Source organism: Streptomyces palmae (genome assembly GCF_004684805.1).
Classification (GTDB): Bacteria; Actinomycetota; Actinomycetes; order Streptomycetales; family Streptomycetaceae; genus Streptomyces; species Streptomyces palmae.
Genome location: NZ_SRID01000052.1, coordinates 1 through 26,884 on the forward strand (window position 1 = coordinate 1; position 26,884 = coordinate 26,884).

Sequence of the window (26,884 nt, forward strand, 5' to 3'; positions counted from 1 at the left end):
CGGCTTCTCCGGCAGGCGATCGATCACCCGGAAGCGGTACAGCAGCGGGCACTGCATGAAGTCGGCGGCGCGTGACGGAGACAGCGAGGCCGGCCGGCCCGCGGCCCTACCTGCCGCGTTTCCGGGGAGGGGTGCCGCCGAACTCCGGGCACTGCTCCCGGTGGTCGCACCAGCCGCACAGCTTGGTGCGCCGCGGCCGCCAGTCACCGCTGTCCGTGGCCAGCCTGATGGCCTCCCACAGGGCGTGCAGCTTGCGCTCCACCCCGAGCAGGTCCGCCTCGTCCGGGTCGTAGGTCAGCACATCGCCGCTGCCCAGATAGACCAGCTGGAGCCGGCGCGGCACCGTGCCGCGCAGCCGCCACAGCACCAGCGCGTAGAACCTCATCTGGAACAGCGCCTCGGAGGCGTACTGCGGGGCCGGCGCCTTGCCCGTCTTGTAGTCGACGATCCGCACGTCCCCCGTCGGAGCGACGTCCACCCGGTCGATGTAGCCGCGCAGGGTCAGCCCCGACGCCAGCTCCGTCTCCACGAAGAGCTCCCGCTCGGCGGGCTCCAGCCGCGTCGGGTCCTCCAGCGTGAACCAGCGCTCCACCAGGCGCTCCGCGTCCGACAGCCATGCGGCCAGCCGCTCCGCGTCCTGCCCCCCGTCCTCCCCGGCGAACAGCTCGGCCAGCTCCGGCCGGGCCGCCAGCAGCCGCTGCCACTCGCCCGGCACCAGCGACCGGGCCCGGGCCGGGGTGCGCTCCACCGCCGGGGCGTCGAAGAGCCGCTCCAGCACCGCGTGCACCACCGTGCCGCGGGTCGCCGCGGCGCTCGGCTTCTCCGGCAGGCGATCGATCACCCGGAAGCGGTACAGCAGCGGGCACTGCATGAAGTCGGCGGCGCGTGACGGAGACAGCGAGGCCGGCCGGCCCGCGGCCCTACCTGCCGCGTTTCCGGGGGCGGAGGGCTCTTCGGCCTTCCCGGTGACGGTTCCCATGGCCCAGACCCTACGGGCCACCACTGACAGAAGACGCATACCATCGACGCAGAGGCCCGCGCACTGCATGATCGTGGGACCTTAGCAGAAGGTGCGAGAGACGCATCCGACGAGAGGACACCGTGGACAACAGCGGGCAGCGCCAGTCCGGCAGTGGGGGAGCCGACCGCGCGGGCGGGCCCGACGGTGACAAGCCGCAGCGGCCCCCGGAGGTAGGCGGAGGCTTCCTGATGGGACGGCCGTTCGGCGTTCCCGTCTACGTCGCACCCAGCTGGTTCATCGTGGCCGCGCTGATCACCTGGGTCTTCGGTGACCAGCTGGACCGGGTGCTGCCGGAGCTGGGCGCCGCGCGCTACCTGGTGGCCCTCTTCTTCGCCGTCGCCTTCTACGCCTCGGTGCTGGTGCACGAGCTGGCGCACACGGTCGCCGCGCTCCGCTACCGGCTCCCGGTGCGCCGGATCCAGCTGCAGTTCTTCGGCGGGGTCTCGGAGATCGAGAAGGAGACCGAGACACCCGGCCGCGAGTTCGTCCTCGCCTTCGTCGGCCCGCTGCTCTCCCTGGTGCTGGCCGGCCTGTTCTACCTGGGGATGCAGCTGGTCGAGCCCGGCACCGTCCCCGGTGTGCTGCTGGCCGGCCTGATGATCTCCAACCTCATCGTGGCCGCCTTCAACCTGCTCCCGGGCCTGCCGCTGGACGGCGGCCGGATGCTGCGCGCGGTGGTCTGGAAGATCAGCGGCAAGCCGATGACGGGTACCGTCGCCGCCGCCTGGACGGGCCGGGCGCTGGCCGTCGCGGTGCTGATCGGGCTGCCGCTGATCAGCCAGGCCGGCGGATTCAGCGAGGACGCCGAGGGCTTCGGGAGCTTCCAGTCGCTCACCGACGCCCTGCTCGCCGCCATCCTGGCCGCGATCATCTGGACCGGCGCCGGAAACAGCCTGCGGATGGCCCGGCTGCGCGAGCGCCTGCCCGAGCTGCGGGCCCGTACGCTCACCCGGCGGGCCGTCCCGGTCGCGTCCGACACCCCGCTCTCGGAGGCCCTGCGCCGCGCCAACGAGGCGGGGGCCCGGGCACTGGTGGTGGTGGACGGGCACGGCGCGCCCACCGCGGTGGTCCGCGAGGCCGCGATCGTCGGCGTCCCCGAGCACCGCCGCCCCTGGGTCGCGGTCAGCGGTCTCGCCCAGGAGCTCAGGGAGGGGATGCGGGTCTCCGCCGAGCTGGCCGGCGAGGACCTGCTGGACACCCTCCGGGCCACCCCGGCCACGGAGTACCTGGTGGTCGAGGAGACCGGCGAGATCTTCGGTGTGCTGTCCACCGCGGACGTGGAGCGCGCCTTCGTCGCGGCCATGGCCCGCCCGTCCTCCTGATCCGGCTCTCTCCGGGACAGCCCCGGGCCCCCTCCACGCCGTCCGCCGGCGCGCGGGCGAAGGGGGCTCGGCCGCCGGAGGGGCGGCGGCGCCTCCCGCGTGAGCTGGGGGAACGCGCGAGCCGTGCGGAACGGGCGGCGGACCGCCGGCGGTCGCTCCCGGCTCCCTCCGGGCGGGGTCCGGGGGAGAACCGAGCCCGCGAAAAGTGCGGGTAGTCTGTTCACATGTCCGAACCGACCGGTGCCGCCCGCCGTCGCGGGCCCTTCCAGGTCGGGGACCAGGTCCAGCTCACCGACCCCAAGGGACGCCACTACACCTTCACGCTCGAAGCCGGGAAGAACTTCCACACCCACAAGGGTTCCTTCCCGCATGACGAGCTGATCGGCGCCCCCGAGGGAACTGTCGTGCGTACCACGGGGAACGTCGCGTACCTCGCGCTGCGTCCCCTGCTCCCCGACTATGTCCTGTCCATGCCGCGCGGCGCTGCCGTGGTCTACCCCAAGGACGCGGGGCAGATCCTGGCCTTCGCCGACATCTTCCCCGGCGCCCGGGTGGTCGAGGCGGGGGTGGGTTCCGGCTCGCTCAGCAGCTTCCTGCTGCGGGCCATCGGCGACCAGGGCATGCTGCACTCCTACGAGCGCCGGGCCGACTTCGCCGAGATCGCCCAGGCGAACGTGGAGCGCTACTTCGGCGGCCCGCACCCCGCCTGGCAGCTCACCATCGGCGACCTCCAGGACAACCTCAGCGACACCGACGTGGACCGGGTGATCCTGGACATGCTGGCGCCCTGGGAGTGCCTGGAGGCCGTCTCCAAGGCGCTGGTGCCCGGCGGCATCCTCTGCTGCTACGTGGCGACCACCACCCAGCTGGCCCGCACCGTGGAGTCGATCCGCGAGATCGGCTGCTTCGCCGAGCCGCAGCCGTGGGAGTCGATGATCCGCAACTGGCACGTGGAGGGCCTCGCGGTCCGCCCGGACCACCGCATGATCGGCCACACCGGCTTCCTGGTCACCGCCCGCCGCCTCGCGGACGGGGTGGAGCCGCCGATGCGCCGCCGCCGCCCCGCCAAGGGCGCGTACGGCGAGGACTACACCGGCTGGGGCGGCAAGGACGCCCAGGCGGGCGGGTCCGGCGAGGCCGCCGGCGGCGCCCCGGGGCGTGACTGACCCCTGTCCGAACCGGTCGCCGAGCGGCCGGTCCAACACCGCGGCGCAGCCATCGACTTCCCCGGAAGCCGATGGCTGCGCCGCTTCGGTCATCCGGTGCCGGAAACACGCACCCGGTGGTTCCGGCCCCCTGTGACGTGTGGCACGATGCAGACCACCCCCAGCCGCAGCTCTCACAGGAGTCATTCCGCGTGCAGTCCCCGGCAGGCGCTGAGTCCCCTTCGGCACCCTTTTCGCCCTCTCCGGATTTCCCGCACAGCCATCCCCGGCCCGTGCACTGGGTCGCCACCGCGGCAGCCATCGCCGCCGTGATGGCCGGGGCCTCTCTCCTCCAGCCCTCGGACGCCAAGGCCTCGGCCTCCCGCCCGCCGGCCACCCGGTCCGTACCGGCGCCCGACCCGGCGCGGGCGGACTACCCGGTCGAGTGCGGTCCCGCCCGTGTGGACGTGGTGGAGCGGGCCTCCGGCGACCTGGACGGGGACGGCAGGCCCGAGACGGTGGCGGTGGTGCGCTGCCATTCCGAGACCGGTACCCCGCCCAGCGGGGTCTACGTCCTGGCGCCGGCCGCCCGGGCGGGCGCCAGGCCCACGGTGGTGGCCACCTTCGTGGACCCCAAGGAGCGCATGAGCGTGACCGGGTTCGCACTGCGCGGCACCACGGTCTCCGCCACGCTGCTCGGCTACTCCTCGCCCGAGGTCCCGCACTGCTGCCCGGACCTCCAGCGCAAGGTCAACTGGCGTTGGCGGGACGGCAAGTTCGTGCTGACCGCGCTGCCCGCCCCGGGGAGTGTGTGACCGGTCACTCCGCGTCCGGGCCGTAGACCTCGACCCGGTCCGAGACCCGGCGCACATGGATGCAGTCGCCCGGGCACTCCTTCGCGGAGTCCACCACCTCGGCCAGCAGCGGCAGCGGCACCGGGGTGGTGGCACCCTTGTCCTGGAGCAGCTCGTCGTCGGCGCTCTTCACGTACGCGAGCCCGTCGATGTCCAGCTCGAAGACCTCCGGGGCGTACTGGGCGCAGATCCCGTCCCCGGTGCACAGGTCCTGGTCGATCCACACCTCGAGTGCGGCATCGTCGGTACTGGACGCGAGGTCGTCCCTCTGCACGGTCATATGGAGGTCTGCCGATCCTGGAGGTGGTGGTGCGGTGCCGGCCAAAGGAAGCCAGCCTTGGCGGTTTTGGCCACCCTGACGATACAACCGGTCGCTTTCCGATGTTGATGGGTGGGTATCCACCAGGCGTGGGGACGTACGCAAGGGTGAAGATCGGACACACTCCGTTCGGGTTTGTGATCTAGGGGTTTCAACCCGCACCCGCCCAGGTAGGGTCAGGAAGCGTCCAGCTCCCCTTGGAGGAGGTGAGGACCGTGGCAGCCCACGACGACGACATCAACCGCGGCATCCGGCCGGGGCGGGGGTCCGAGGACCCAGCAGGCCAGGTTGCCTATCTCGAGCAGGAAATCGCCGTCCTGCGACGTAAGCTCGCCGACTCTCCGCGGCACACGAGGGTTCTCGAAGAGCGGATCGTCGAATTGCAGACCAATCTGGCCGGCGTGTCCGCGCAGAACGAGCGCCTGGCCAACACCCTCCGTGAGGCCCGGGACCAGATCGTGGCCCTCAAGGAGGAGGTCGACCGGCTCGCGCAGCCACCGGCCGGCTTCGGGGTGTTCGTGCAGGCGAACGAGGACGGCACGGCGGACATCTTCACCGGAGGCCGGAAGCTCCGGGTGAACGTGAGCCCCAGTGTCGAGCTGGAGGACCTCCGGCGCGGCCAGGAGGTCATGCTCAACGAGGCGCTCAACGTGGTCGAGGCCATGGAGTTCGAGCGCGCCGGGGACATCGTCACCCTCAAGGAGATCCTGGAGGACGGCGAGCGCGCCCTGGTGATCGGGCACACCGACGAGGAGCGGGTGGTGCGGCTGGCCGAGCCGCTGCTGGACACCACCATCCGCTCGGGCGACGCCCTGCTGCTGGAACCCCGCTCCGGCTACGTCTACGAGGTGGTACCGAAGAGCGAGGTCGAGGAGCTGGTCCTCGAAGAGGTGCCGGACATCGACTACACCAAGATCGGCGGCCTGGGAAACCAGATCGAGCTGATCCGGGACGCGGTCGAGCTGCCCTACCTCTACCCCGACCTCTTCAAGGAGCACGAACTGCGGCCGCCCAAGGGCGTGCTGCTGTACGGCCCGCCCGGCTGCGGCAAGACGCTCATCGCCAAGGCCGTGGCCAACTCCCTTGCCAAGAAGGTCGCCGAGGTGACCGGTCAGCCGGCCGGCAAGAGCTTCTTCCTCAATATCAAGGGCCCCGAGCTGCTCAACAAGTACGTCGGCGAGACCGAGCGGCACATCCGGCTGGTCTTCCAGCGGGCCCGGGAGAAGGCCAGCGAGGGCACCCCGGTCATCGTCTTCTTCGACGAGATGGACTCCCTCTTCCGCACCCGCGGCTCCGGGGTCAGCTCGGACGTGGAGAACACCATCGTCCCCCAGCTGCTCTCCGAGATCGACGGTGTGGAGGGGCTGGAGAACGTCATCGTGATCGGCGCCTCCAACCGCGAGGACATGATCGACCCGGCGATCCTGCGGCCCGGCCGCCTCGATGTGAAGATCAAGATCGAGCGCCCGGACGCGGAGGCCGCCAAGGACATCTTCTCGAAGTACCTGACCGAGACCCTGCCCATCCACACGGACGACCTGGCCGAGCACGGCGGGTCGCCGAAGGCCGCGGTGGCGGGCATGATCCAGTCGGTGGTCGAGCAGATGTACGCCGAGTCCGAGGAGAACCGCTTCCTGGAGGTCACCTACGCCAATGGTGACAAGGAAGTCCTCTACTTCAAGGACTTCAACTCCGGCGCCATGATCCAGAACATCGTGGACCGGGCCAAGAAGATGGCGATCAAGGCCTTCCTCGACCACGAGCAGAAGGGTCTGCGGGTCGCCCATCTGCTCGCCGCCTGCGTGGACGAGTTCAAGGAGAACGAGGACCTGCCGAACACCACCAACCCGGACGACTGGGCCCGGATCTCCGGAAAGAAGGGCGAGCGGATCGTCTTCATCCGCACCCTGGTCACCGGAAAACAGGGCGCGGACACCGGACGCTCCATCGACACGGTGGCCAACACCGGTCAGTACCTGTAACACCGCGCTCCGGCTGCGGATGTCCTGCGGGTCCCCCCGCCACCGGCGAGGGGAGGGGCATGCGCGGCCGGATGCGTGTTTCCGCCGGAATCCACGGCCGACCGGACCGAGGCGATGACTGACATGATCTCCCACCCGCGGCACGGCCGCTCTAGGCTCTTCGGTACCGCCGCGACGCGCCAGGAGGGATCGGGGACGACCGCAGTCGGACCGGAGGCGCAGCGGGACTTGAGCGCCGGCCCCGGTGGGGGCCGCCGCCAGGCAAGGAGGGCCGCATGACCGTACGGCGCGTGATGGGCATCGAGACGGAGTACGGGATCTCCGTCCCCGGTCACCCGAACGCCAATGCCATGCTCACCTCATCCCAGGTCGTCAACGCCTATGCGGCGGCGATGCACCGGGCGCGCCGCGCCCGCTGGGACTTCGAGGAGGAGAACCCGCTGCGGGACGCCCGCGGCTTCGATCTCGCACGCGAGTCGGCCGACGCCAGCCAGCTGACCGACGAGGACATCGGCCTGGCCAATGTCATCCTGACCAACGGCGCCCGCCTCTATGTGGACCACGCGCACCCCGAGTACTCCGCCCCCGAGGTGACCAACCCGCGGGACGCGGTGCTCTGGGACAAGGCGGGGGAGCGGATCATGGCCGAGGCCGCGCGGCGCGCCGCGGAGCTGCCCGGCGCCCAGCCCATCCACCTCTACAAGAACAACACCGACAACAAGGGCGCCTCCTACGGCACCCACGAGAACTACCTGATGAAGCGGGAGACCCCGTTCTCGGACATCGTGCGGCACCTGACGCCGTTCTTCGTCTCCCGGCAGGTGGTCGCCGGGGCCGGCCGGGTCGGCATCGGCCAGGATGGCCACGCCCACGGTTTCCAGATCAGCCAGCGCGCGGACTACTTCGAGGTGGAGGTGGGCCTGGAGACGACCCTCAAGCGCCCCATCATCAACACCCGCGACGAGCCCCACGCGGACGCCGAGAAGTACCGCAGGCTGCATGTGATCATCGGCGACGCCAACCTCTCGGAGATCTCCACCTACCTCAAGCTGGGCACCACCGCCCTGGTGCTGTCGATGATCGAGGACGGCTTCATCGCCGTGGACCTCGCCGTCGACCAGCCGGTGCGCACCCTGCACCAGGTCTCGCACGACCCCGGTCTGCGGCAGCTGATCACGCTGCGCAGCGGGCGCACCCTGACCGCGGTGCAGCTCCAGATGGAGTACTTCGAGCTGGCCCGCAAGTACGTGGAGGAGCGCTTCGGGGCGGACGCGGACGAGCAGACCCGCGATGTGCTCACCCGCTGGGAGGACGTGCTGGGGAGGCTGGAAAGCGACCCGATGAGCCTGTCCGGCGAGCTGGACTGGGTGGCCAAGCTGCACCTGATGGAGGGCTACCGGCGCCGCGACGACCTGGACTGGGACGCCGCCCGGCTGCACTTGGTGGATCTGCAGTACGCCGATGTGCGCCCGGAGAAGGGGCTGTACAACCGGCTGGTGGCCCGCGGCAGCATCCAGCGGCTGCTGACCGAGGAGAGCGTGCAGCGGGCCCGTACCCAGCCTCCGGAGGACACCCGGGCCTACTTCCGGGGCCGCTGTCTGGAACAGTACGCGGACGATGTGGCCGCCGCCTCCTGGGACTCGGTGATCTTCGACCTGCCGGGCCGTGACTCGCTGCAGCGGGTCCCCACCCTGGAGCCGCTGCGGGGCACCCGCAACCATGTCAAGGAGCTGCTGGACCGCTGCCGGACCGCGGAGGACCTGGTTCGGTTGCTTTCGGGGGGCTGAAACGACCTTCGGCCGGGAATCATCGAGGTGGCCCCAGCGCGTTGAAGCGAGTGCGGGGCCGAAGTCGGACCCGGCTTGTAGGGTCTGATCAGGACCGACCCATTCAGGCTGGGCGAACCGAGCGGGGTGAGGTAGATGGCGACCAAGGACACCGGCGGCGGACAGCAGAAGGCGACGCGGAGCACGGAGGAGGTCGAGGAGCAGGCGCAGGACGCGCAGGCCGCGGCGGACCTCAAGGAGCGGCAGGAGAAGCTGTCGGACGACGTGGACTCCGTACTGGACGAGATCGACGACGTCCTGGAGGAGAACGCCGAGGACTTCGTGCGCTCCTTCGTGCAGAAGGGCGGCGAGTAGGGCGATCCGGGCATCCGTTCCGGTGCCGGGAACCACGGTCCCGGCACCGGAGCGGATGAGCCCGCCGTCCCCGGGTATGGTCCGTGCAGTGACAAGATCGGCCCGACGCCGCGGACGGCGGGCGGCCACCTACCTGGAAGGAATGGTGTGGAAGCCAACACGCGCAGCCCAGGGCGCCTGCCGACGGCCTTCCTGACACCCGGTTCGTCCTCGTTCCTGGACTTCCTCGGGCAGCAGGCCCCGGAGCTGCTGCCGGGCAGCCGTGCGCTGCCCGCGGTCAAGGGTGCGGTGGAGGCCCCGCACGGCACCACGATCATCGCGATGGCCTTTCCCGGCGGTGTGGTGCTCGCCGGTGACCGGCGCGCCACCATGGGCAACCTCATCGCCCAGCGGGACATGGAGAAGGTCTTCCCGGCCGACGAGTACTCCGCGGTGGGGATCGCCGGCACCGCCGGCTTCGCGGTGGAGCTGGCCAGACTCTTCCGGCTGGAGCTGGAGCACTTCGAGAAGGTGGAGGGCGTCCCGCTCTCCCTGGAGGGCAAGGCGAACCGGCTCTCCACCATGATCCGCGGCAATCTCGGCATGGCCATGCAGGGCCTGGCCGTGGTGCCGCTCTTCGCCGGCTGGGACGTGGACCGGGCGCAGGGCCGGATCTTCTCCTACGACGTGACCGGCGGTCGCACCGAGGAGCGGGGCTTCGCGGCCACCGGCTCCGGCTCGGTCTTCGCGCGTGGCGCGCTGAAGAAGCTCTACCGCGAGGACCTCACCGAGCGGGAGGCGGCCACCGTGGCGGTCCAGGCCCTCCACGACGCGGCCGACGACGACTCGGCGACCGGCGGCCCGGACCTGGCCCGCCGGATCTACCCCCTGGTCACCGTGATCGGCGACGAGGGCGTCAGACGGCTCAGCGAGGCCGAGGTGTCCGAGATCGCGCGCGCGATCCACGAGCAGCGGCTGCGGCGGCCGGACGGTCCGCGCGCCGCGCTGCTCTGAGGCGGCAGGGGGGTCGATCAGGATGCATTCGCCAATGACATTGACAGAAGGGACGGATAGCCGGTGACGACGCCGTTCTATGTATCGCCTCAGCAGGCCATGGCCGACCGCGCCGAGTACGCCCGCAAGGGCATCGCGCGCGGGCGCAGCGTGGTGGTGCTGCAGTATGCCGACGGCATCGTGTTCGTCGCCGAGAACCCGTCCCGTGCCCTGCACAAGGTCAGCGAGATCTACGACCGGATCGCCTTCGCGGCGGTCGGCAAGTACAACGAGTTCGAGAACCTGCGCATCGGCGGGGTGCGCTACGCGGACCTGCGGGGCTACACCTACGACCGGGACGATGTCACGGCCCGCGGCCTGGCCAACGTCTACGCGCAGACGCTGGGCACCATCTTCTCCAGCGCCGCGGAGAAGCCGTACGAGGTGGAGCTGATCGTCGCCGAGGTCGGGGCCGGCCCGGAGGACGACCAGATCTACCGGCTGCCGCACGACGGCTCCATCGTCGACGAGCACGGCTCGGTCGCGGTCGGTGGCAACGCCGACCAGATCAGCAACTACCTGGGCCAGCGCCACCGCGAGGGGATGACCCTGGCCGAGGCGCTGAAGCTGGCGGTGGAGTCGCTGACCAGGGACACCAACGGCGGGGAGCGCAGTCTGACCGCCGAGCAGCTGGAGGTCGCGGTGCTGGACCGCAACCGCCCCCAGCAGCGCAAGTTCAAGCGGATACTGGGACGCCAGCTCTCCCGGCTGCTCGAGCCCGAGACGGCACCGGAGGAGACCGAGCCGGCCGAGACCGCCGAATCCGGCGAGACCGCCGAGACCGCGGAGTCCACCGAGCCGCAGGCGGAGCCCGGGGAGGAGTGACCGCCCCCAGGCCCTGAGTACCGCACGCCGCCCCGGCGGGAGCCTTCCCGCCGGGGCGGCGTCCTGCCTCTGCGCGGGTCAGCGGCCAGGGGCCGCCGTGGAGCCGCGGACGAGCAGCTCCACCGGGAGCTCGGCGCCGTCCGCGGGCCGACCTTCCAGCAGGTCCAGCAGCGCCGTCATCCCTCGCGCCCCCACCTCCTCGGCGGGCAGCCGCACCGTGGTCAGCTCCGGCTCCAGGGCCGAGGCGAGCGCCAGATCGTCGAACCCGGTCACCGACACGTCCTCCGGCACCCGCAGCCCCAGCCGCCGCGCCGCCTTGCAGGCACCGGCCGCCAGGATGTCGTCGTCGCAGACCAGCGCGGTGGGCCTGCGGTCGGCGGCGGACAGGGCCCGCTCCGCCACCTGCCGAGCCGCGTCCACGCTGAGGGCGGTCGGCGCGGTCCGCACCCGGGCCCCGGATACGGCGCCGAACGCCCGGGCCAGGGCGCGGGCGCGCTCCCGGAAGGTCCAGGAGTCCACGTCGGCCGCCAGATGGGTGACCTCGCGGTGCCCCAGCGCCAGCAGGTGCTCGGCGACCTGCCGCATCCCGCCGGCGATGTCCAGGTTGACGGTCGCGGTGGTCGCGGTGTCGGCCGGGTCGCTGTCCAGCATCACCAGCGGCAGCCCGCCGCCGCGTACCGCGGCCAGTGCCTCGGCCGCCATGGAGGAGGCGATCACGCCGTCCAGCGAGGCGCGGGCCGAGTCGAAGGGGTCCCGGGCCGGGCCGATGCCCTCCGGGGAGGGGTAGAGCACCACCCCGAAGCCATGGTCGGCGGCCACCTGGGCGGCTCCGGTGTAGACGCGGGCGAAGTACTCCGTGGTGAGCGCGGGCACCACCAGCAGCGCGGTCCTGGTGCGGCCGAGCCGCAGGCTGCGGGCCGCCAGATTGGGCCGGTAGCCCAGCTCGCGCGCCGCGCCGCGCACCGCCTCGGCGGTGCGCTCCGAGACCCGGCCGCGCCACTTGTCGCCGAGCACCAGGGAGACCGTGGCCTGCGAGACGCCGACCCGCCGGGCCACGTCCCGGCTGGTGGTCCGGGCGGTCCCGGGCGGGCCACCAGCCGGGACGTGGCCCGAGGCCGTCGGAGCCCGCCGTGCGGCCCGGGCGCCCGCCCTGCGGACCGCGGGCGCACCCTCCGGGTCTTCGCCCACGGCGGCCGAACCACCCTCTCCAGCGCCCGCCACCATCGTCACCATCCGTCCGCGTCGGCCGACCGCGGGAGATCGAAGTGGACCGCGGTGCGCTGTCATGATACGTATAACCACTGAAGTTATACGTAAAACTTCCGGTAATCGCCGGGGGAGAGGGGCGGACCATGGCCGCTGGCTACGGAGATCTGCTGCGCACCCGGCACGCGGCGCGGCTGCTGACGGGCACCCTTCTGGGCCGGCTGCCGAACGCCATCGCCTCCCTGTCGGTGGTGCTCTTCGCCCGGGCCGAGGGTGGCAGTTACGCCCTGGCCGGGGCGCTGTCCGCGGTGTACGGCGTGGGCAACGCCATCGGCCAGCCCGCGCTGGGGCGGGCGGTGGACCGGCTGGGGCAGCCGCGGGTGATGCTCCCCGCGGCGGTGGTCTCCGCGCTCGCCATGGCGGTCTTCGCGCTGGTCGGCCTCCACCCGCTGCCGGTCGCCTACGCCGCGATGCTGGTCGCCGGCCTGTTCACGCCACCCCTGGAGGGCGGGCTGCGGGCGCTGTGGCCGAGCGTGCTCAAGCGGGAGGACCAGGTGCACGCCGCCTACGCGCTGGACGCGGTGGCCCAGGAGGTGATGTTCGCCGTCGGGCCGCTGATGGTGACCCTGCTGGTCGCCGTCTGGTCGGAGGCCGCGGCACTGCTCGTGATCAATCTGATCGGTGTGGTCGGGGCGCTGTCCGTGGTGGTCTCCCCGCCGTCCCGGCAGTGGCGCTCCGAACCGCGCGAGGCGCACTGGCTGGGCGCCCTGCGCTCCCCGGGCATGCTGGTGCTGATCTCCTCCTTCCTGTTCATCGGTATCGCCCTGGGCTCCATCGCGGTGGCCGCCGTGGCGTACGCGGACGAGCACGGCGGCGGCATGGTCTCCAGCTACCTGCTCTCCGCCCTCGGCGTGGGCGCGCTGATCGGTGGCGTGGTCTACGGCGCGCGGCAGTGGCCCGGCAGCCCAGAGGGACGGCTGCGGCTGCTGACCGCCGCGCTGGCCGTCGGCTACCTACCGCTGGTGCTGCTGCCCGGGGTGGCCGGGATGACCGCCCTGGCGCTGCTCGCCGGGGTGTTCCTGGCGCCCACTCTCGCCTGCGCCTTCGTGGTCGTCGACCGGCACGCGCCGCGCGGCACGGTCACCGAGGCGTTCTCCTGGCTGGTGACCACCTTCGTGGTGGGCAGCGCGATCGGTACCGGGATCGCCGGACCGATCATCGAGGGCACCGCGCTGGTGGCCGGATTCACCGTGCCCGGAGCGGCCGGCGCCGTCGCGCTGCTCGTCCTGGTGGCCGCCGGCCGCTTCCTGCGGCCGGTGCCGGCGCCGGCTTCCGTTCCGGTGGCGGGCGCCGAGCCGCGGGGCGGTACCCGTGACACCACGGCGGAAAATGATCGAAACGGTGCTGTCGAACCCGGTTTCAGAACAGGCCGTCAGGCGTAATGTTCAGTCATGGACCGCCGCATTTTCGGGCTGGAGAACGAGTACGGCGTCACATGCACGTTCAGGGGACAGCGCCGACTGTCTCCTGACGAAGTGGCGCGGTACCTCTTCCGCCGTGTCGTTTCCTGGGGCCGCAGCAGCAATGTCTTCCTGCGCAACGGCGCTCGCCTCTATCTGGATGTGGGTTCGCACCCGGAATACGCAACTCCCGAGTGCGACAACGTGACCGAGCTGGTCACCCACGACAAGGCGGGTGAGCGCATCCTTGAGGGACTCCTCGTCGACGCCGAAAAACGCCTGCACGAGGAAGGGATCGCGGGCGACGTCTACCTCTTCAAGAACAACACCGACTCCGCCGGCAACTCCTACGGCTGCCACGAGAACTACCTGGTGGCCCGGCACGGGGAGTTCTCCCGGCTGGCGGACATCCTCATCCCGTTCCTGGTGACCCGGCAGCTGGTCTGCGGCGCGGGCAAGGTGCTGCAGACCCCGCGTGGCGCCGTGTACTGCGTCAGCCAGCGCGCCGAGCACATCTGGGAGGGCGTCAGCTCCGCGACCACCCGCTCCCGGCCCATCATCAACACCCGGGACGAGCCGCACGCGGACGCGGAGCGCTACCGCCGGCTGCACGTCATCGTCGGCGACTCCAACATGTCCGAGACCACCATGCTGCTCAAGGTCGGCGCCACAGACCTGGTGCTGCGCATGATCGAGGCCGGCACCGTGATGCGCGACCTCACCCTGGAGAACCCGATCCGGGCCATCCGCGAGGTCAGCCACGACATCACCGGGCAGCGCAAGGTGCGGCTGGCCAGCGGGCGCGAGGCATCCGCGCTCGAGGTCCAGCAGGAGTACTACGAAAAGGCCGTGGATTTCTGCGAGCGCCGCGGAATCCGCAGCGGCACCGTGGAGCGCGTCCTGGAACTGTGGGGGCGCGCGCTGGAAGCCGTCCGCACCCAGAACCTCGATCTCATCGACACCGAGATCGACTGGGTCATGAAATACCGGATCATCGAGCGCTACCGCGCCAAGAACAACATCACGATGTCGCATCCGAGGATCGCTCAGATAGACCTCGCATACCACGACATCCACCGCCGTCGCGGGCTGTATTACCTCCTGGAGAAGCGCGGCCAAGCGGCACGCATCTGCAACGACTTGAAGATCTTCGAAGGCAAGTCGGTGCCGCCGCAGACCACCCGGGCCCGACTGCGCGGTGATTTCATCCGCCGCGCCCAGGAGCAGCGCCGCGACTTCACCGTCGACTGGGTGCATCTGAAGCTCAATGACCAGGCGCAGCGCACCGTGCTCTGCAAGGACCCGTTCCGTTCGGTGGACGACCGGGTGGAGAAGCTCATCGCCGGGATGTGAGCCCCCGGCACCCCCGCCGAGGGAAGATCGGCGACGCGGGCCCCGTACGTTCCTCGTCCGGGGCCCGTGGCACGTCGTAGAGTGGCGCGCAATTGCCCCCGCAGGATCTACCGAACGAGGATCTCCGTGCGCCGACGCTCCGTACTACTCGCCGTGCCCGCCGGTCTGCTCGCGCTCGCGGGCTGCAATGACGACTCCGGCTCCGAGAAGGGCCAGAAGGTCCGCGCCTCCGAGCCCGGCGAAACGGCGTCGTCCGCCCCACCCGCGCCCACCGGCAAGGTGGTGAGCGGCCCGCTGCCCGAGATCACCAGCGGCGCGAAGTTCGGCCAGAAGCCGACCGTCGCCAAGGGCCCCGGCCAGCCGTCCCGCGACCTCGCCGTCAGGGTGCACTCCACCGGCGACGGCCCCACCGTGGGCAAGGGCGACTACCTGCGGGTGAACTACTCGGGGCAGATCTGGAAGACCGCCCGGGTGTTCGACAGCTCCTGGAAGAAGGGGAGCCCCGCCCTCTTCCCGATCGGCATCGGCCAGGTCATCCCCGGCTGGGACCAGGCGCTGGTCGGCAAGAAGGTCGGCAGCCGGGTCGAGATGGCCATCCCGCCGGCCCTGGGCTACGGCGAGCAGGGCGCCCCGCAGGTCGGCATCAAGGGCGACGACACCCTGGTGTTCGTGGTGGACATCCTGGACACCTTCACCGCCACCAGCTCGGCCAAGGGCGCCACGGTCGCCCAGGACGACAAGGACCTGCCCAAGGTCGGCACCAACACCGACGGCAAGGCCCCCGAGATCACCATCCCCAAGACCGACGCGCCGAAGAAGCTGGTGGCCGAGTACGTCATCGAGGGCGACGGGCCGAAGGTCAAGGCCACCGACAGCGTCCTGGTGCAGTACAAGGGCGTGCTGTGGGACGGCGGCAAGGAGTTCGACTCCACCTACAAGCGCAAGCAGCCCACCCAGTTCTCGCTCCAGCAGGTCGTCAAGGGCTGGTCGCAGGGGTTGACCGGCAAGAAGGCCGGCAGCCGCGTCATGATCGTCATCCCGCCGGAGCTGGGCTACGGCAACCAGGAGCAGCAGGGCATCCCCGCCAACTCCACCCTGGTCTTCAGCGTGGACATCCTCGCCGTTCTGTAAGACTGTGCGGGCTGCACAACCGTGACAAGGAGCAATTTTCGTGAGCATCGACAAGCCCGAGGTCGACTTCCCGGGTGGCGAGCCGCCGGCTGACCTTGAGATCAAGGACATCTGGGAGGGCGAGGGCGCGGTGGCCAAGGCCGGGGACACGGTCTCCGTGCACTACGTCGGCGTCGCCTTCAGCACCGGCGAGGAGTTCGACTCCAGCTGGAACCGCGGCACCCCGCTGCGCTTCAAGCTCGGTGTCGGCCAGGTCATCCCGGGCTGGGACAAGGGCGTGCAGGGCATGAAGGTCGGTGGCCGCCGCCAGCTGACCATCCCGGCCCACCTGGCCTACGGCGACCGGGGCGCCGGCGACAAGATCGCGCCGGGCGAGACCCTGATCTTCGTCTGCGACCTGACGGCGGTCTGAGCCGTCGCTCGCACAGCCACCGAGGGCCCCTGCCGTGGACGGCGGGGGCCCTCGGCTTTCACCTGGCGTCCCCGTAGCGGTACGGTCACCGTCGAGGAAGCACAAGCAGAGAGGGCGAGAGGCGCGTCGATGGCGATTGCCAAGGCCGAGCGGCTGATGAACCTGGCACTGTGCCTGCTCGGAACACGGCGTCCGCTCACCAAGCGGGAGCTGCGGGCCTCGATCGAGGCCTACCTGGAGGCGGGAGGCGCGGCCGGTGCGTCGGCCGAGACCTCCGCCGCCCGGGACGAGGCGTTCAACCGGATGTTCGAGCGCGACAAGGACGACCTGCGCGAGCTCGGCCTGGTCATCGAGACCGTGGAGGGCATCGACGGGGAGATCGGCTACCTCGCCCGCCGGGACAGCAACCGGCTGCCGCCCATCACCTTCGACGCCGAGGAGGCCGCCGCCCTCGGCCTCGCCGCCAAGGTCTGGCAGCAGGCCCGGCTGGCCGGCGCGGCCAGCGGCGCCCTGCAGAAGCTGCGCGCCGCCGGGATGCCGCTGGCCGAGGAGGTGTACGCCGCCGAGCCGCCCAGCGCCCTGGAACCGCGGATCCCCGCCCACGAGGCCGCCTTCGAACCGCTGATGCTGGCCTGCCGGGACCGCCGCCCGGTCGTCTTCGACTACCGCAAGGCGAGCGCCGCCCAGCCCGAGCGCCGGCAGGTCGAACCCTGGATCCTGGAGTGCTGGCGCGGCCACTGGTACCTGGCCGGCTGGGACCGCGACCGCCAGGCGGAGCGCGTCTTCCGGCTCTCCCGGATCACCGGCAAGGTGCGCTCCCGGGCCGGCGCCTTCACCACCGAGGTCCCCGACCACGTCACGGTCCGCGAGACCGTGGAGAGCTGGGCGGGGGAGACCGCCACCGGCACCGCCCGGATCCGGCTGCGCGCCGGGCACGGCTACCCGCTGCGCGCCCGGGCCCTCACCATCCACCGGCTGGGCGAGGGCGACGAGGGCTGGGACGAGCTGGAGATCCCCTACGGGCACGGGCTGGACGCCTCGCTGGTGGAGCTGGGCCGGGATGTGCTCGTACTGGAACCCGCCGAACTGCGGGCCGACGTCATCGACCGGCTGCGTGCCGTCGCCAAGGGCTGAGAGGGACGAACCGACTTCCATGGCCGGCAATGCCATTGACCAGACCCGCCGGATGCTCTCGCTGGTGACCTATCTGCGGGAGCGCCCCGGCGCCCGCGTCAGCGATGTCGCCCGGGCCTTCGGCATCACCGAGGACGAGCTGATCGCCGACCTGGACGTGCTGCCGATGTGCGGCACCAGCTTCCGGGGCGGCGACCTGCTGGACATCGACACCGACGGCGAGCACATCTGGTGGCACAACCCCGACGCCACCGGCAACAGCGCGGGCGAACCGCTGCGGCTGGCCGCCGACGAGGCCACCGCGCTGCTGGTCGCCGCCCGCGCCGTGGCCACGCTGCCGGGGCTGCGCGAGGGCGACCGGGACGCCCTGCTGCGCGCCACCGCCAAGCTGGAGGCGGCGGCCGGCGAGGCGGCCGGCGCCAGCGCCCGGCTCGCGGTGAGCTTCGAGTCCGAGGGCGGGGTCTTCGCGGACGTCGACCGGGCCATCGCGGAGCGGCGCCGGATCTGGATCCGCTACTACTCGCCGGCCCGCGACGAGCTGACCGAGCGCGAGATCGACCCGATCCGGCTGTTCGCCGTCGGCCACACCTATGTGGAGGCCTGGTGCCGGCTGACGGAGGCGCGGCGGACCTTCCGGCTGGACCGGGTCGCGGAGATCCGGCTGCTGGACGCGCCCTCCGACCCGCCGCCGATAGAGCTGCGCGACCTTGCCGACCTGTCCGCCGGGCTGGTGCAGACCGGCGCGGAGGACCCGGAGGTGGTCATCGAGGTGGGCCCCGGCGGCCGCTGGGTCGCCGAGTACTACCCGCACGACCGCGCCGAGGAGCTGCCGGACGGCGGGCTGCGGATCACGCTGCGCACCCCCGACCCGGGGTCACTGCGCCGGCTGGCGCTGCGGCTCGGCCCGGACGGGCGGATCGTCTCGCCCGCCGATCTGGCGGACACCGCGCGGGACGCCGCGCGGCAGGCACTCGCGGCCTATGGTGAGTGAAGGGACGCATACCGTGACCGCTGGGCCCCCCGACCCCGCCCGTACCGAGGCCGTGATCTTCAAGGCCGGCTGTCCGGAGTGCCGCGGCCGGTTCGAGCTCGCCGCGGACGCGCTGCGGCTGGCGATCGGCGCCACCCACCGCACCACCTTCTACTCCTTCACCTGCCCGCGCTGCCAGGCCGCGGTCCGCAAGCCGGCGGGGGAGCGGATAGTCGAGCTGCTCACCGGGGGCGGCGTCAGCACCCTGCGGCTGCACTCCACCGTCCGAGGCGGTTCCGCCGCGCGGGCCTGATCCGGCCACGGCCCGGCGGTGCGGCCTGCGGCCCGGCGTACGGTCCGTTCCGGTGCAGTCCAATCCGGCGCACGGTCGGGCGCGGCACACGGTCCCGCCCGCGCTTCCTATACGGTCCACCGCCCGGTTCCGGCCGGGCGGGCCGGCGGCCGAGCGGCGGCCCGGGCCCCGGTAGGCTCACCCGCATGTTCTGGCCGATGCTCGCTGTCGCTCTCGCCTTCTGCGGAATCGCCGTGCTGGGGGTGCTCGCCGTCCGGGTGTTCGTCCAGGTGCGGCGGCTGTCCCGGCAGATCGGGGAGAGCTCGCGGCGGATCACCCGAGCCGTGGAGGACCTGGAGCGCGCCGCGACCCCGCTCGCCTCCCACCTCGACACGGCGATCCGCGGGGACTGAGCCTTCGGCCGCCCCGTCCGACCCTGGCGCGGGGTGGCGGCCGGGGACGCGCTCTTAGGAATGCCCGCGGCGGGGGGTAGGCTGCTGGGCGCGACACTGGCGGCGGTTCGCAGGCCGCAACCGGGCGTATGCACGGGGATTGCCTCGCGTTTACCCCCAGACGTTACGATCGCTGACAGCACTAGTACGCCAGTCCGATCCAAACGGCAGGCAGTAGGTACGCCGCCCCGGCGAGAAGGTAGTAGCACATGAACCTGAGGCCCACCGAGATCGTCCTGATCCTCGTCGTCATCCTGCTGCTCTTCGGTGCCAAGAAGCTCCCCGACATGGCCCGGTCCCTGGGCAAGTCGGCCCGCATCCTCAAGAGCGAGGCCAAGGCGATGAAGCGGGAGGACGAGGCGGCCGGCGCCGGCGCGCCGCCCGCCCAGCCGTCGGGCTCGCAGGAGGCGCCGCGGACCATCCAGGCCGCTCCCGGCGACGTGACCAGCTCGCGTCCGGTCAACGAGCCGAACCGCACCACGCAGAGCTGACGCCGGACCGCAGAGCCGCCGTACCGGCGTCGGACTGACCGGCTACGGCAATTCGCACGAGACGAGGACGTGGGTTGCTCAAGTCTGCCTCCAAGCAGAAGAACCCCGAGGGGCGGATGCCGCTCGCGGAACATCTGCGTGAGCTGCGCAACCGGCTGCTGAAGTCGGTGATCGCGGTCATCGTGGTCACGATCTTCGGACTGATCTACTACAAGCAGATCGCCGAGTTCATCACCGACCCGGTGCTCAACGCCGTCGGCTGCCCCGAGGGCAGGACGGTGAACCTGGACGGCTCGTCCTGCGCCCGTGTCACCGCCAACGGACTGCTCGCCCCCTTCACGATCATGCTGAAGGTGGCGCTGGCCACAGGCGTCGTCGTCTCCAGCCCCGTCTGGCTCTACCAGCTCTGGGCCTTCCTGGCGCCCGGACTCCACGGCCACGAGAAGAAGTACGCGCTGAGCTTCGTGGCGGCCGGCGTCCCGCTCTTCCTGGGCGGCGCCTACCTGGCGTACGCGATCCTGCCGACCTCCGCGGGCGCGCTCGTCGGCCTGACCCCCAACGGCTGGGAGAACCAGTTCCCCGCGGACGAGTTCCTGGACATCGTCACCCGCCTGGTGATCGTCTTCGGTCTCTCCTTCGAGCTACCGCTGCTGCTGGTGCTGCTCAATCTCGGCGGTGTGCTCACGGGTAAGCGAATGCTCGGCTGGTGGCGGTTCATGGTGGTGGGCATCACCATCTTCGCCGCCGTCGCCACCCCCACCGGCGACCCGCTGACCATGTCGATCCTGGCCGCGCCGATCATCGTGCTCTACTTCGGCGCCACCATCGTCGCCCTGTTCAACGACCGTCGGAAGCAGCGCCGCAACCCCGACGCCGGGCTGAGCGACGACGAGGCCTCCGACCTCGACCTCACCCCGCTGCCCGTCGAGGAGGCCGAGCCGCTCACCCGCGACGACACCGATCCGCACCGGCGCAGCGGCTACGACGACATCACCTGAGTCGAACCCCGGCGCGCCGCGGGGCGGGCCGGGGCCGACCGTGCCCACCCGGCCGACCACCGGGTAGGGTCCCTCCAGACGCCTCCTCCAGACCGTGCCGGGAGGGCGCCGACAGGGGGGACGGAATGACCAGCGACATCACTCTCTTCGTCAATCCCGCGGCAGGCCGCAGACGCGCGCCGCAGGCCGCCCAGCCCGCGGCGCGAGCGCTGCGGGAGGCCGGCTTCACCGTGCGCACCGTGGTCGGCGTCGACGCCCAGGACGCGCTGCACCGGGCCCGCCAGGCCGTGGCGGGCGGGACCGGCGCCCTGATAGCGGTCGGCGGGGACGGCATCACCTCGCTCGCCCTCCAGGCGGTGGCCGGGACGGGCACCCCGCTGGGCGTGGTCGGCGTGGGCACCGGGAACGACTTCGCCCGGGCGATGGGCCTGCCGGTGCGGGATCCCGCCGGCGCGGCCCGCCGGATCGCCGAGTCGCTGAAGGGGGACGGCGGGCGCGAGATCGATCTGGGCCGGGCCGGTGACACCTGGTTCGGCACCGTGCTGGCCGCCGGGTTCGACTCCCGGGTCAACGACCGCGGCAACCGCATGCGGTGGCCCGGCGGGCGGTTCCGCTACGACCTCGCCATCGTCGCCGAGCTGGCCGCCTTCCGCCCGACCCCGTTCCGTATCCGCCTGGACGACGGGCCCGAGCAGGAGATCGAGGCCACCCTGGTCGCGGTGGGCAACACCAGCTCCTACGGCGGCGGGATGCGGATCTGCGCCGACGCCAGGCCCGACGACGGGCTCTTCGACGTCACCGTGGTCGGCCCGTGCAGCCGCACCACCCTGCTCAAGGTCTTCCCGCGGGTCTACCGGGGCACCCATCTGACCCATCCCGCGGTCACCGTGCACCGGGTGGCGCGGATCGAGCTGGCCGCCGAGGGCATCACGGGCTACGCGGACGGCGAGCTGATCGGCCCGCTGCCGCTCACGGTGCGCACCGTGCCGCGCGCGGTGCGTGTACTGGGCGCCTGACCTCGGGTTTCCGGCCCCGGAGGGCGGAAGCCGCCGCAATTAAAGATCGTGCGTTGTCAGAGGCGGCCGGTAGGCTCGTAGACACGATGACCGACGAGTTGACTCCCGCCGAGCGCTATGCCGCGGCCCGCCGCCGGGCCGCCGAGGAGGCCACCGCGCTGGCCCCCTTCCGAGCGATGTACGACTTCGAGCTGGACCCGTTCCAGATCGAGGCGTGCCAGGCCCTCGAAGCCGGCAAGGGCGTGCTGGTGGCCGCGCCCACCGGTTCCGGAAAGACGATCGTGGGCGAGTTCGCCGTCCACCTGGCCCTCACCCAGGGCCGCAAGTGCTTCTACACCACCCCCATCAAGGCGCTGTCCAACCAGAAGTACACCGACCTGGTCAAGCGCCACGGCGTCGGCCGGGTGGGGCTGCTCACCGGCGACAACAGCATCAACGCCGACGCGCCGGTGGTCGTGATGACCACCGAGGTGCTGCGGAACATGCTCTACGCGGGCTCGCAGGCGCTGCTGGGCCTCGGCTATGTGGTGATGGACGAGGTCCACTACCTCTCCGACCGGTTCCGCGGCGCCGTCTGGGAGGAGGTCATCATCCACCTCCCGGAGTCGGTGACCCTGGTGTCGCTGTCCGCGACCGTGTCCAACGCCGAGGAGTTCGGCGACTGGCTGGACACCGTGCGCGGCGACACCGAGGTGATCGTCGCCGAGCACCGGCCGGTCCCGCTGTGGCAGCACGTGCTCGCCGGGCGCCGGATGTACGACCTCTTCGAGGAGAAGAGCCAGCGGGACGGCGGCCAGGGCACCGGGCGCCGGGAGGTCAACCCCGATCTGGTGCGGCTGGCCCGGATGGAGAACAGCCGGCCCACCTTCGGCCGCGACAAGCGCCGCGGCCGCAACGGCGTGCGGGAGGCCGACCGGGAGCGGGAGCGCCGTCAGCGCAGCCGGATCTGGACACCGAGCAGGCCCGAGGTGATAGACCGGCTGGACGCCGAGGGGCTGCTGCCCGCCATCACCTTCATCTTCAGCCGGGCGGGCTGCGAGGCCGCCGTGCAGCAGTGCCTCCACGCGGGCCTGCGGCTCAACGACGACACGGCGCGCGCCAGGGTACGGGCCATCGTCGAGGAGCGCACCGCCGCCATTCCCGACGAGGACCTGCACGTCCTGGGCTACTTCGAGTGGCTGGAGGGGTTGGAGCGGGGCATCGCCGCACACCACGCCGGCATGCTGCCCACCTTCAAGGAGGTGGTGGAGGAGCTGTTCGTCCAGGGCCTGGTCAAGGCCGTGTTCGCCACCGAGACCCTGGCACTGGGCATCAACATGCCCGCCCGCTCGGTGGTCCTGGAGAAGCTCGTCAAGTGGAACGGCGAACAGCACGCCGACATCACCCCCGGCGAGTACACCCAGCTCACCGGTCGGGCCGGCCGCCGCGGCATCGACGTCGAAGGCCATGCGGTGGTGCTGTGGCAGCGCGCCATGGACCCCACCGCGCTGGCCGGTCTGGCCGGCACCCGCACCTATCCGCTGCGCTCCTCCTTCAAGCCCAGCTACAACATGGCGGTCAACCTGGTCGGGCAGTTCGGGCGGCACCGCTCGCGGGAGCTGCTGGAGACCTCCTTCGCCCAGTTCCAGGCCGACAAGGCCGTGGTGGGCATCTCCCGGCAGGTGCAGCGCAACGAGGAGGGCCTCCAGGGCTACCGCGCCTCGATGACCTGCCACCTGGGCGACTTCGACGAGTACGCCCGGCTGCGCCGGGAACTGAAGGACCGGGAGACCGAGCTGGCCAAGCAGGGCGTGGCCCAGCGCCGGGCCGCCGCCGCGAGCTCCCTGGAGCGGCTCAAGCCGGGCGATGTCATCCATGTGCCCACCGGCAAGTACGCCGGTCTTGCGCTGGTGTTGGACCCGGGGCTGCCGGCCGGACGCACCAACGGCCACCGCTACGAGTACCAGGACGGCCCGCGTCCCCTGGTGCTCACCGCGGAGCGGCAGGTCAAGCGGCTCGCTCAGATCGACTTCCCGATACCGGTGGAGCCGCTGGAGCGGATGCGCATCCCCCGGTCGTTCAACCCGCGCAGCCCGCAGTCCCGCCGCGATCTGGCCTCGGCGCTGCGCACCAAGGCGGGGCACCTGGATGTGCGCCGGCACCGCAGGGACCGTGCGGCAGCCGCCGACGACACCCAGATCGCCCGGCTGCGAGCCGAGCTGCGCGCGCACCCCTGCCACGGCTGCGACGAGCGGGAGGACCATGCGCGCTGGGCCGAGCGCTACCACCGGCTCAAGCGCGACACCCGGCAGCTGGAGCGGCGTATCGAGGGCCGTACCAACACCATCGCTCGCACCTTCGACAGGATCTGCGCACTGCTGTCCGAGCTCGGCTATCTGCGCGGCGACGAGGTCACCGAGGACGGCAAGCGGCTGGCCCGGCTCTACGGCGAGCTGGACCTGCTGGCCAGCGAGTGCCTGCGGGACGGCGTCTGGGAGGGACTGAAGCCCGCCGAGCTGGCGGCCTGCGCCTCGGCTCTGGTGTACGAGGCGCGGCAGGCGGACGACGCGGTGGCTCCCAAGGTCCCCTCCGGAGCCGTCCACGAGGCTCTGGGCGAGATGATCCGCATCTGGGGCCGGCTGGACGCGCTGGAGGAGAACCACAAGATCCATCAGGCCGAGGGCGTGGGCCAGCGCGAACCGGATCTGGGCTTCGCCTGGGCGGCCTACCGCTGGGCCTCCGGGCATGGTCTGGACGACGTGCTGCGGGAGGTCGACATGCCCGCCGGCGACTTCGTCCGCTGGTGCAAGCAGCTGATCGACGTCCTTGGGCAGATCGCCCAGGCCGCTCCGGAGGGCGGCACGGTGGGGCGGAACGCCCGCCGGGCGATGGACGGGCTGCTGCGCGGTGTGGTGGCGTACTCCTCGGTGAGCTGACCGCACGCCCGACGACGGGGCGGGCCCGGTGTTCTGGGCCCGCCCCGCCGCCGTACCGTCCCGCGGTCGTGCCACCTCGCGGCCGGCCCACCCCGTGGGGACACCCGTCTCCCGGGGCGGGCCGGCCGCTCAGTCACCCACCGCTCACCCTTCGAGCGTGGTGAGCAGCCGCTGGAGCGAGCCGCCGAGCCCCCAGCGCTCTCCCAGCTCCCGCACCGCTTGCGGATCCCGCGGCACCCGCGGCAGCGCCGGGTCGAAGTCGGGCAGCGCCAGGTCCGAGGCGACCCGCACCACCGCGGGCGCCACGGCCAGATAGGGCCGCGCCTCGTCCAGCCGCCTGCGCTGCGCCGGCGTCAGCCCCGACCGGGAGTCGTCCACCGCCGCCATGATCCCCGCCAGGTCCCCGTACGCGGCCAGCAGCTTGGCGGCCGTCTTCTCGCCGATGCCGGGCACGCCCGGCAGTCCGTCGCTCGGGTCGCCGCGCAGCAGCGCCAGATCGGCGTAGCCCGGGCCGTCCACCCCGTACTTCTCCCGCAGCACCGCCTCGTCCACCGGCTGCAGGGTGCCCACGCCCTTCACCGGGTAGAGCACCCGGACCCCGCGCGCGTCGTCCACCAGCTGGTACAGATCGCGGTCACCGGTGACGATGTCCACCGGCCCGGCCGCGCGTCCGGCCAGGGTGCCGATCACGTCGTCCGCCTCATAGCCGGCCGCGCCCACCCGGGCGATGCCGACCGCGTCCAGCACCGCGTCGATCACCGGCACCTGCGGGGAGAGGGTGTCGGGCACCTCCTCGATGTCCGGGGTGCCCGACGGCTCCTCCTCGGCCACCCGGTGCGCCTTGTAGGAGGGGATGAGTTCGACCCGCCACTGCGGCCGCCAGTCGAAGTCCATGCAGGCCACCAGATCGTCCGGCTGGTGGTCCTGCACCAGCCGCGCGATGAAGTCGAGCAGCCCGCGCACCGCGTTGACCGGGGTGCCGTCCGGGGCCCGGACCGAGTCCGGCACCCCGTAGTAGGCCCGGAAGTAGAGGGAGGCGGTATCGAGCAGCATCAGGCGTCGCGTCACGCCTCGATCATGCCGTACGGCACCGACAGCGACCGGCCGTGCGGTGGGTGAAACGTGAACCGGGTCACTGATGGGTTTGCGCCGGCAGGGTGCGGGCAGGCGCGCAGCCGGAGCGGAGGGACCCTTCGGACATGTGTCCTGCCCAGGGCTCGCGGACGGATTCCGCACCGCTCCACGGCCTGGTCGCGGGGGTGCCAGGTCGTTTTTGGTACGACCCGAGAGGTGCATGTGTCCAGGCTGCGAGCCGAGAACCTGTTCAAGGTGTTCGGTAGACGACCCGAAGAGGCGGTGGGCCGGCTGAAGGCCGGCGCCGACCGCGACGAACTGCGCGCGGAAGGCACGACCGCGGCCGTGATCGACGCCTCGTTCAGCGTCGGCACCGGTCAGATCTTCGTGGTCATGGGGCTCTCCGGATCCGGAAAGTCGACCCTGCTGCGGATGCTCAACGGGCTGCTGGAGCCCACCGCCGGGCAGGTGCTCTTCGACGGCGAGGACCTGACCGCCCTGAGCCCGGCACGACTGCGCGAGGTGCGCTCCAAGAAGATCAGCATGGTCTTCCAGCACTTCGCGCTCTTCCCGCACCGCAGCGTCCTGGAGAACGCCGCCTACGGCCTGGAGGTGCAGGGCGTTCCGCGCCCCCAGCGGGAGCAGCGGGCCGCCGAGGCGCTCGACCTGGTCGGTCTGGCCGGCTGGGAGAAGTCCTGGCCGGACGAGCTCTCCGGCGGTATGCAGCAGCGGGTCGGCCTGGCCCGCGCCCTGGCCACCGACGCCGACCTGCTCCTGATGGACGAGTCCTTCAGCGCCCTGGACCCGCTGATCCGCCGCGACATGCAGGATCAGCTGCTGGAACTCCAGAAGACCCTGCAGAAGACCATCGTCTTCATCACCCACGACCTCAACGAGGCCATGCGGCTCGGTGACCGGATCGCCGTGATGCGGGACGGCCGGATCGTGCAGACCGGCACCGCCGAGGACATCCTGGTCACCCCCGCCAACGACTACGTGGCCTCCTTCACCCGGGACGTGGACCGCACCCGGGTGCTGACCGCCGGCGCGGTCATGGCCGACCCGTCCACCGCCCTGGGCAGCCGCGCCGAGGACGGCACGGTGCTCACCGGCGAGGACCAGGTGCTGGCCGCCGCCCCGGCCACCGTCACCGCCGACACCCCGATCGCCGAGCTGTTCGTCCCCTGCTCGCGCAGCTCCGCCGCGGTCGCGGTGACCGACGACGAGGACAACCTGATCGGCGTGGTCCCCGGCAACCGGCTGCTGGCGCTGCTCGGCGAACCCGAACCCGAACAACCCGCACCCGCGGCCGAACCCGCGCCGGAGGACGGCCCACCAC

At 71.7% G+C, this 26,884-nt stretch carries 25 protein-coding genes; 21 read left to right on the top strand and 4 right to left on the bottom strand.

Annotated elements, in window-relative coordinates; genetic code table 11:
- Window positions 1-106 precede the first annotated feature (106 nt).
- Window positions 107-979: a RecB family exonuclease gene (locus E4099_RS08450; protein WP_209446555.1), complete on the bottom strand. Its 873-nt coding sequence runs from the start codon at window positions 977-979 to the stop codon at window positions 107-109.
- A gap of 122 nt (window positions 980-1,101) precedes the next feature.
- Between E4099_RS08450 and E4099_RS08455 the strand changes: the two genes are divergently transcribed.
- From E4099_RS08455 to E4099_RS08465, 3 genes are all read left to right on the top strand, one after another.
- Window positions 1,102-2,343, top strand: a complete 1,242-nt coding sequence (locus E4099_RS08455) for a site-2 protease family protein (protein WP_135338346.1) — start codon at window positions 1,102-1,104, stop codon at window positions 2,341-2,343.
- A 224-nt stretch (window positions 2,344-2,567) separates the two neighbouring features.
- Entirely contained in the window at window positions 2,568-3,509 is a 942-nt protein-coding gene (locus E4099_RS08460; RefSeq protein WP_135338347.1) for a tRNA (adenine-N1)-methyltransferase, read from the top strand.
- 272 nt (window positions 3,510-3,781) lie between these two features.
- Window positions 3,782-4,303, top strand: a complete 522-nt coding sequence (locus tag E4099_RS08465; protein ID WP_245244687.1) for a hypothetical protein — start codon at window positions 3,782-3,784, stop codon at window positions 4,301-4,303.
- A gap of 4 nt (window positions 4,304-4,307) precedes the next feature.
- Here the strand turns inward: E4099_RS08465 and E4099_RS08470 are convergent, their stop codons facing one another.
- Window positions 4,308-4,622, bottom strand: coding sequence for a ferredoxin (locus tag E4099_RS08470; RefSeq protein WP_135338349.1), 315 nt, complete (start codon window positions 4,620-4,622; stop codon window positions 4,308-4,310).
- A 254-nt stretch (window positions 4,623-4,876) separates the two neighbouring features.
- On the opposite strand from E4099_RS08470, the gene arc reads away from it, so the two are divergent.
- The 5 genes from arc (at window position 4,877) to prcA (ending at window position 10,641) form a co-directional block, all read left to right on the top strand.
- Window positions 4,877-6,643 carry a proteasome ATPase gene (gene arc, locus E4099_RS08475; protein WP_135338350.1) on the top strand — a complete coding sequence of 589 codons (1,767 nt, stop codon included), beginning with the start codon at window positions 4,877-4,879 and terminating at the stop codon, window positions 6,641-6,643.
- Window positions 6,644-6,918: 275 nt separating this feature from the next.
- Complete coding sequence (gene dop, locus E4099_RS08480) at window positions 6,919-8,430, top strand: depupylase/deamidase Dop (protein WP_342451911.1); 1,512 nt, start codon at window positions 6,919-6,921, stop codon at window positions 8,428-8,430.
- A gap of 135 nt (window positions 8,431-8,565) precedes the next feature.
- Window positions 8,566-8,784, top strand: coding sequence for a ubiquitin-like protein Pup (locus E4099_RS08485; protein ID WP_135338351.1), 219 nt, complete (start codon window positions 8,566-8,568; stop codon window positions 8,782-8,784).
- Between the two features lie 147 nt (window positions 8,785-8,931).
- Window positions 8,932-9,777, top strand: coding sequence for a proteasome subunit beta (prcB, locus tag E4099_RS08490; protein WP_135338352.1), 846 nt, complete (start codon window positions 8,932-8,934; stop codon window positions 9,775-9,777).
- Between the two features lie 63 nt (window positions 9,778-9,840).
- Complete coding sequence (prcA, locus tag E4099_RS08495; RefSeq protein ID WP_135338353.1) at window positions 9,841-10,641, top strand: proteasome subunit alpha; 801 nt, start codon at window positions 9,841-9,843, stop codon at window positions 10,639-10,641.
- A 78-nt stretch (window positions 10,642-10,719) separates the two neighbouring features.
- Here prcA and E4099_RS08500 read toward each other — a convergent pair whose 3' ends face one another.
- Entirely contained in the window at window positions 10,720-11,697 is a 978-nt protein-coding gene (locus E4099_RS08500) for a LacI family DNA-binding transcriptional regulator (protein ID WP_245244688.1), read from the bottom strand.
- Window positions 11,698-11,993: 296 nt separating this feature from the next.
- Between E4099_RS08500 and E4099_RS08505 the strand changes: the two genes are divergently transcribed.
- The 12 genes from E4099_RS08505 (at window position 11,994) to E4099_RS08560 (ending at window position 24,471) form a co-directional block, all read left to right on the top strand.
- Window positions 11,994-13,289: an MFS transporter gene (locus tag E4099_RS08505; RefSeq protein WP_135338355.1), complete on the top strand. Its 1,296-nt coding sequence runs from the start codon at window positions 11,994-11,996 to the stop codon at window positions 13,287-13,289.
- A 9-nt stretch (window positions 13,290-13,298) separates the two neighbouring features.
- The gene (pafA, locus tag E4099_RS08510) at window positions 13,299-14,660 is read left to right on the top strand and encodes a Pup--protein ligase (protein WP_135338356.1); all 1,362 of its coding nucleotides are present in this window, start codon (window positions 13,299-13,301) and stop codon (window positions 14,658-14,660) included.
- A 126-nt stretch (window positions 14,661-14,786) separates the two neighbouring features.
- Window positions 14,787-15,791 carry an FKBP-type peptidyl-prolyl cis-trans isomerase gene (locus E4099_RS08515; protein ID WP_135338357.1) on the top strand — a complete coding sequence of 335 codons (1,005 nt, stop codon included), beginning with the start codon at window positions 14,787-14,789 and terminating at the stop codon, window positions 15,789-15,791.
- A 40-nt stretch (window positions 15,792-15,831) separates the two neighbouring features.
- Entirely contained in the window at window positions 15,832-16,203 is a 372-nt protein-coding gene (locus E4099_RS08520; RefSeq protein WP_135338358.1) for an FKBP-type peptidyl-prolyl cis-trans isomerase, read from the top strand.
- Between the two features lie 129 nt (window positions 16,204-16,332).
- Window positions 16,333-17,337, top strand: coding sequence for a helix-turn-helix transcriptional regulator (locus E4099_RS08525; protein WP_135338359.1), 1,005 nt, complete (start codon window positions 16,333-16,335; stop codon window positions 17,335-17,337).
- Between the two features lie 19 nt (window positions 17,338-17,356).
- Window positions 17,357-18,328, top strand: a complete 972-nt coding sequence (locus tag E4099_RS08530; protein ID WP_135338360.1) for a helix-turn-helix transcriptional regulator — start codon at window positions 17,357-17,359, stop codon at window positions 18,326-18,328.
- A complete protein-coding gene (locus E4099_RS08535) occupies window positions 18,318-18,620 on the top strand; it encodes a hypothetical protein (RefSeq protein WP_245244689.1) in 303 nt (100 codons plus the stop codon). The genes E4099_RS08530 and E4099_RS08535 overlap by 11 nt, the downstream gene beginning before the upstream one ends.
- Window positions 18,621-18,805: 185 nt before the next feature.
- Window positions 18,806-19,012 carry a hypothetical protein gene (locus E4099_RS08540; RefSeq protein ID WP_135338361.1) on the top strand — a complete coding sequence of 69 codons (207 nt, stop codon included), beginning with the start codon at window positions 18,806-18,808 and terminating at the stop codon, window positions 19,010-19,012.
- A gap of 248 nt (window positions 19,013-19,260) precedes the next feature.
- Window positions 19,261-19,542 (top strand): Sec-independent protein translocase subunit TatA, encoded by a 282-nt coding sequence (tatA, locus tag E4099_RS08545; RefSeq protein WP_135338362.1) that lies wholly within the window; start codon window positions 19,261-19,263, stop codon window positions 19,540-19,542.
- A 74-nt stretch (window positions 19,543-19,616) separates the two neighbouring features.
- Window positions 19,617-20,540 carry a twin-arginine translocase subunit TatC gene (gene tatC / locus E4099_RS08550; protein WP_245244690.1) on the top strand — a complete coding sequence of 308 codons (924 nt, stop codon included), beginning with the start codon at window positions 19,617-19,619 and terminating at the stop codon, window positions 20,538-20,540.
- Window positions 20,541-20,665: 125 nt separating this feature from the next.
- Complete coding sequence (locus E4099_RS08555) at window positions 20,666-21,556, top strand: diacylglycerol kinase (RefSeq protein WP_135338363.1); 891 nt, start codon at window positions 20,666-20,668, stop codon at window positions 21,554-21,556.
- A gap of 86 nt (window positions 21,557-21,642) precedes the next feature.
- Window positions 21,643-24,471, top strand: a complete 2,829-nt coding sequence (locus tag E4099_RS08560) for a DEAD/DEAH box helicase (RefSeq protein ID WP_135338364.1) — start codon at window positions 21,643-21,645, stop codon at window positions 24,469-24,471.
- Window positions 24,472-24,615: 144 nt separating this feature from the next.
- On the opposite strand, the gene E4099_RS08565 is transcribed toward E4099_RS08560, so the two are convergent.
- Complete coding sequence (locus tag E4099_RS08565; RefSeq protein WP_135338369.1) at window positions 24,616-25,524, bottom strand: 5'-3' exonuclease; 909 nt, start codon at window positions 25,522-25,524, stop codon at window positions 24,616-24,618.
- Window positions 25,525-25,767: 243 nt separating this feature from the next.
- Here E4099_RS08565 and E4099_RS08570 point away from each other — a divergent pair.
- Window positions 25,768-26,884, top strand: a 1,117-nt coding sequence (locus E4099_RS08570; RefSeq protein ID WP_135338365.1) for a quaternary amine ABC transporter ATP-binding protein, incomplete at its 3' end; no start/stop codon positions are given.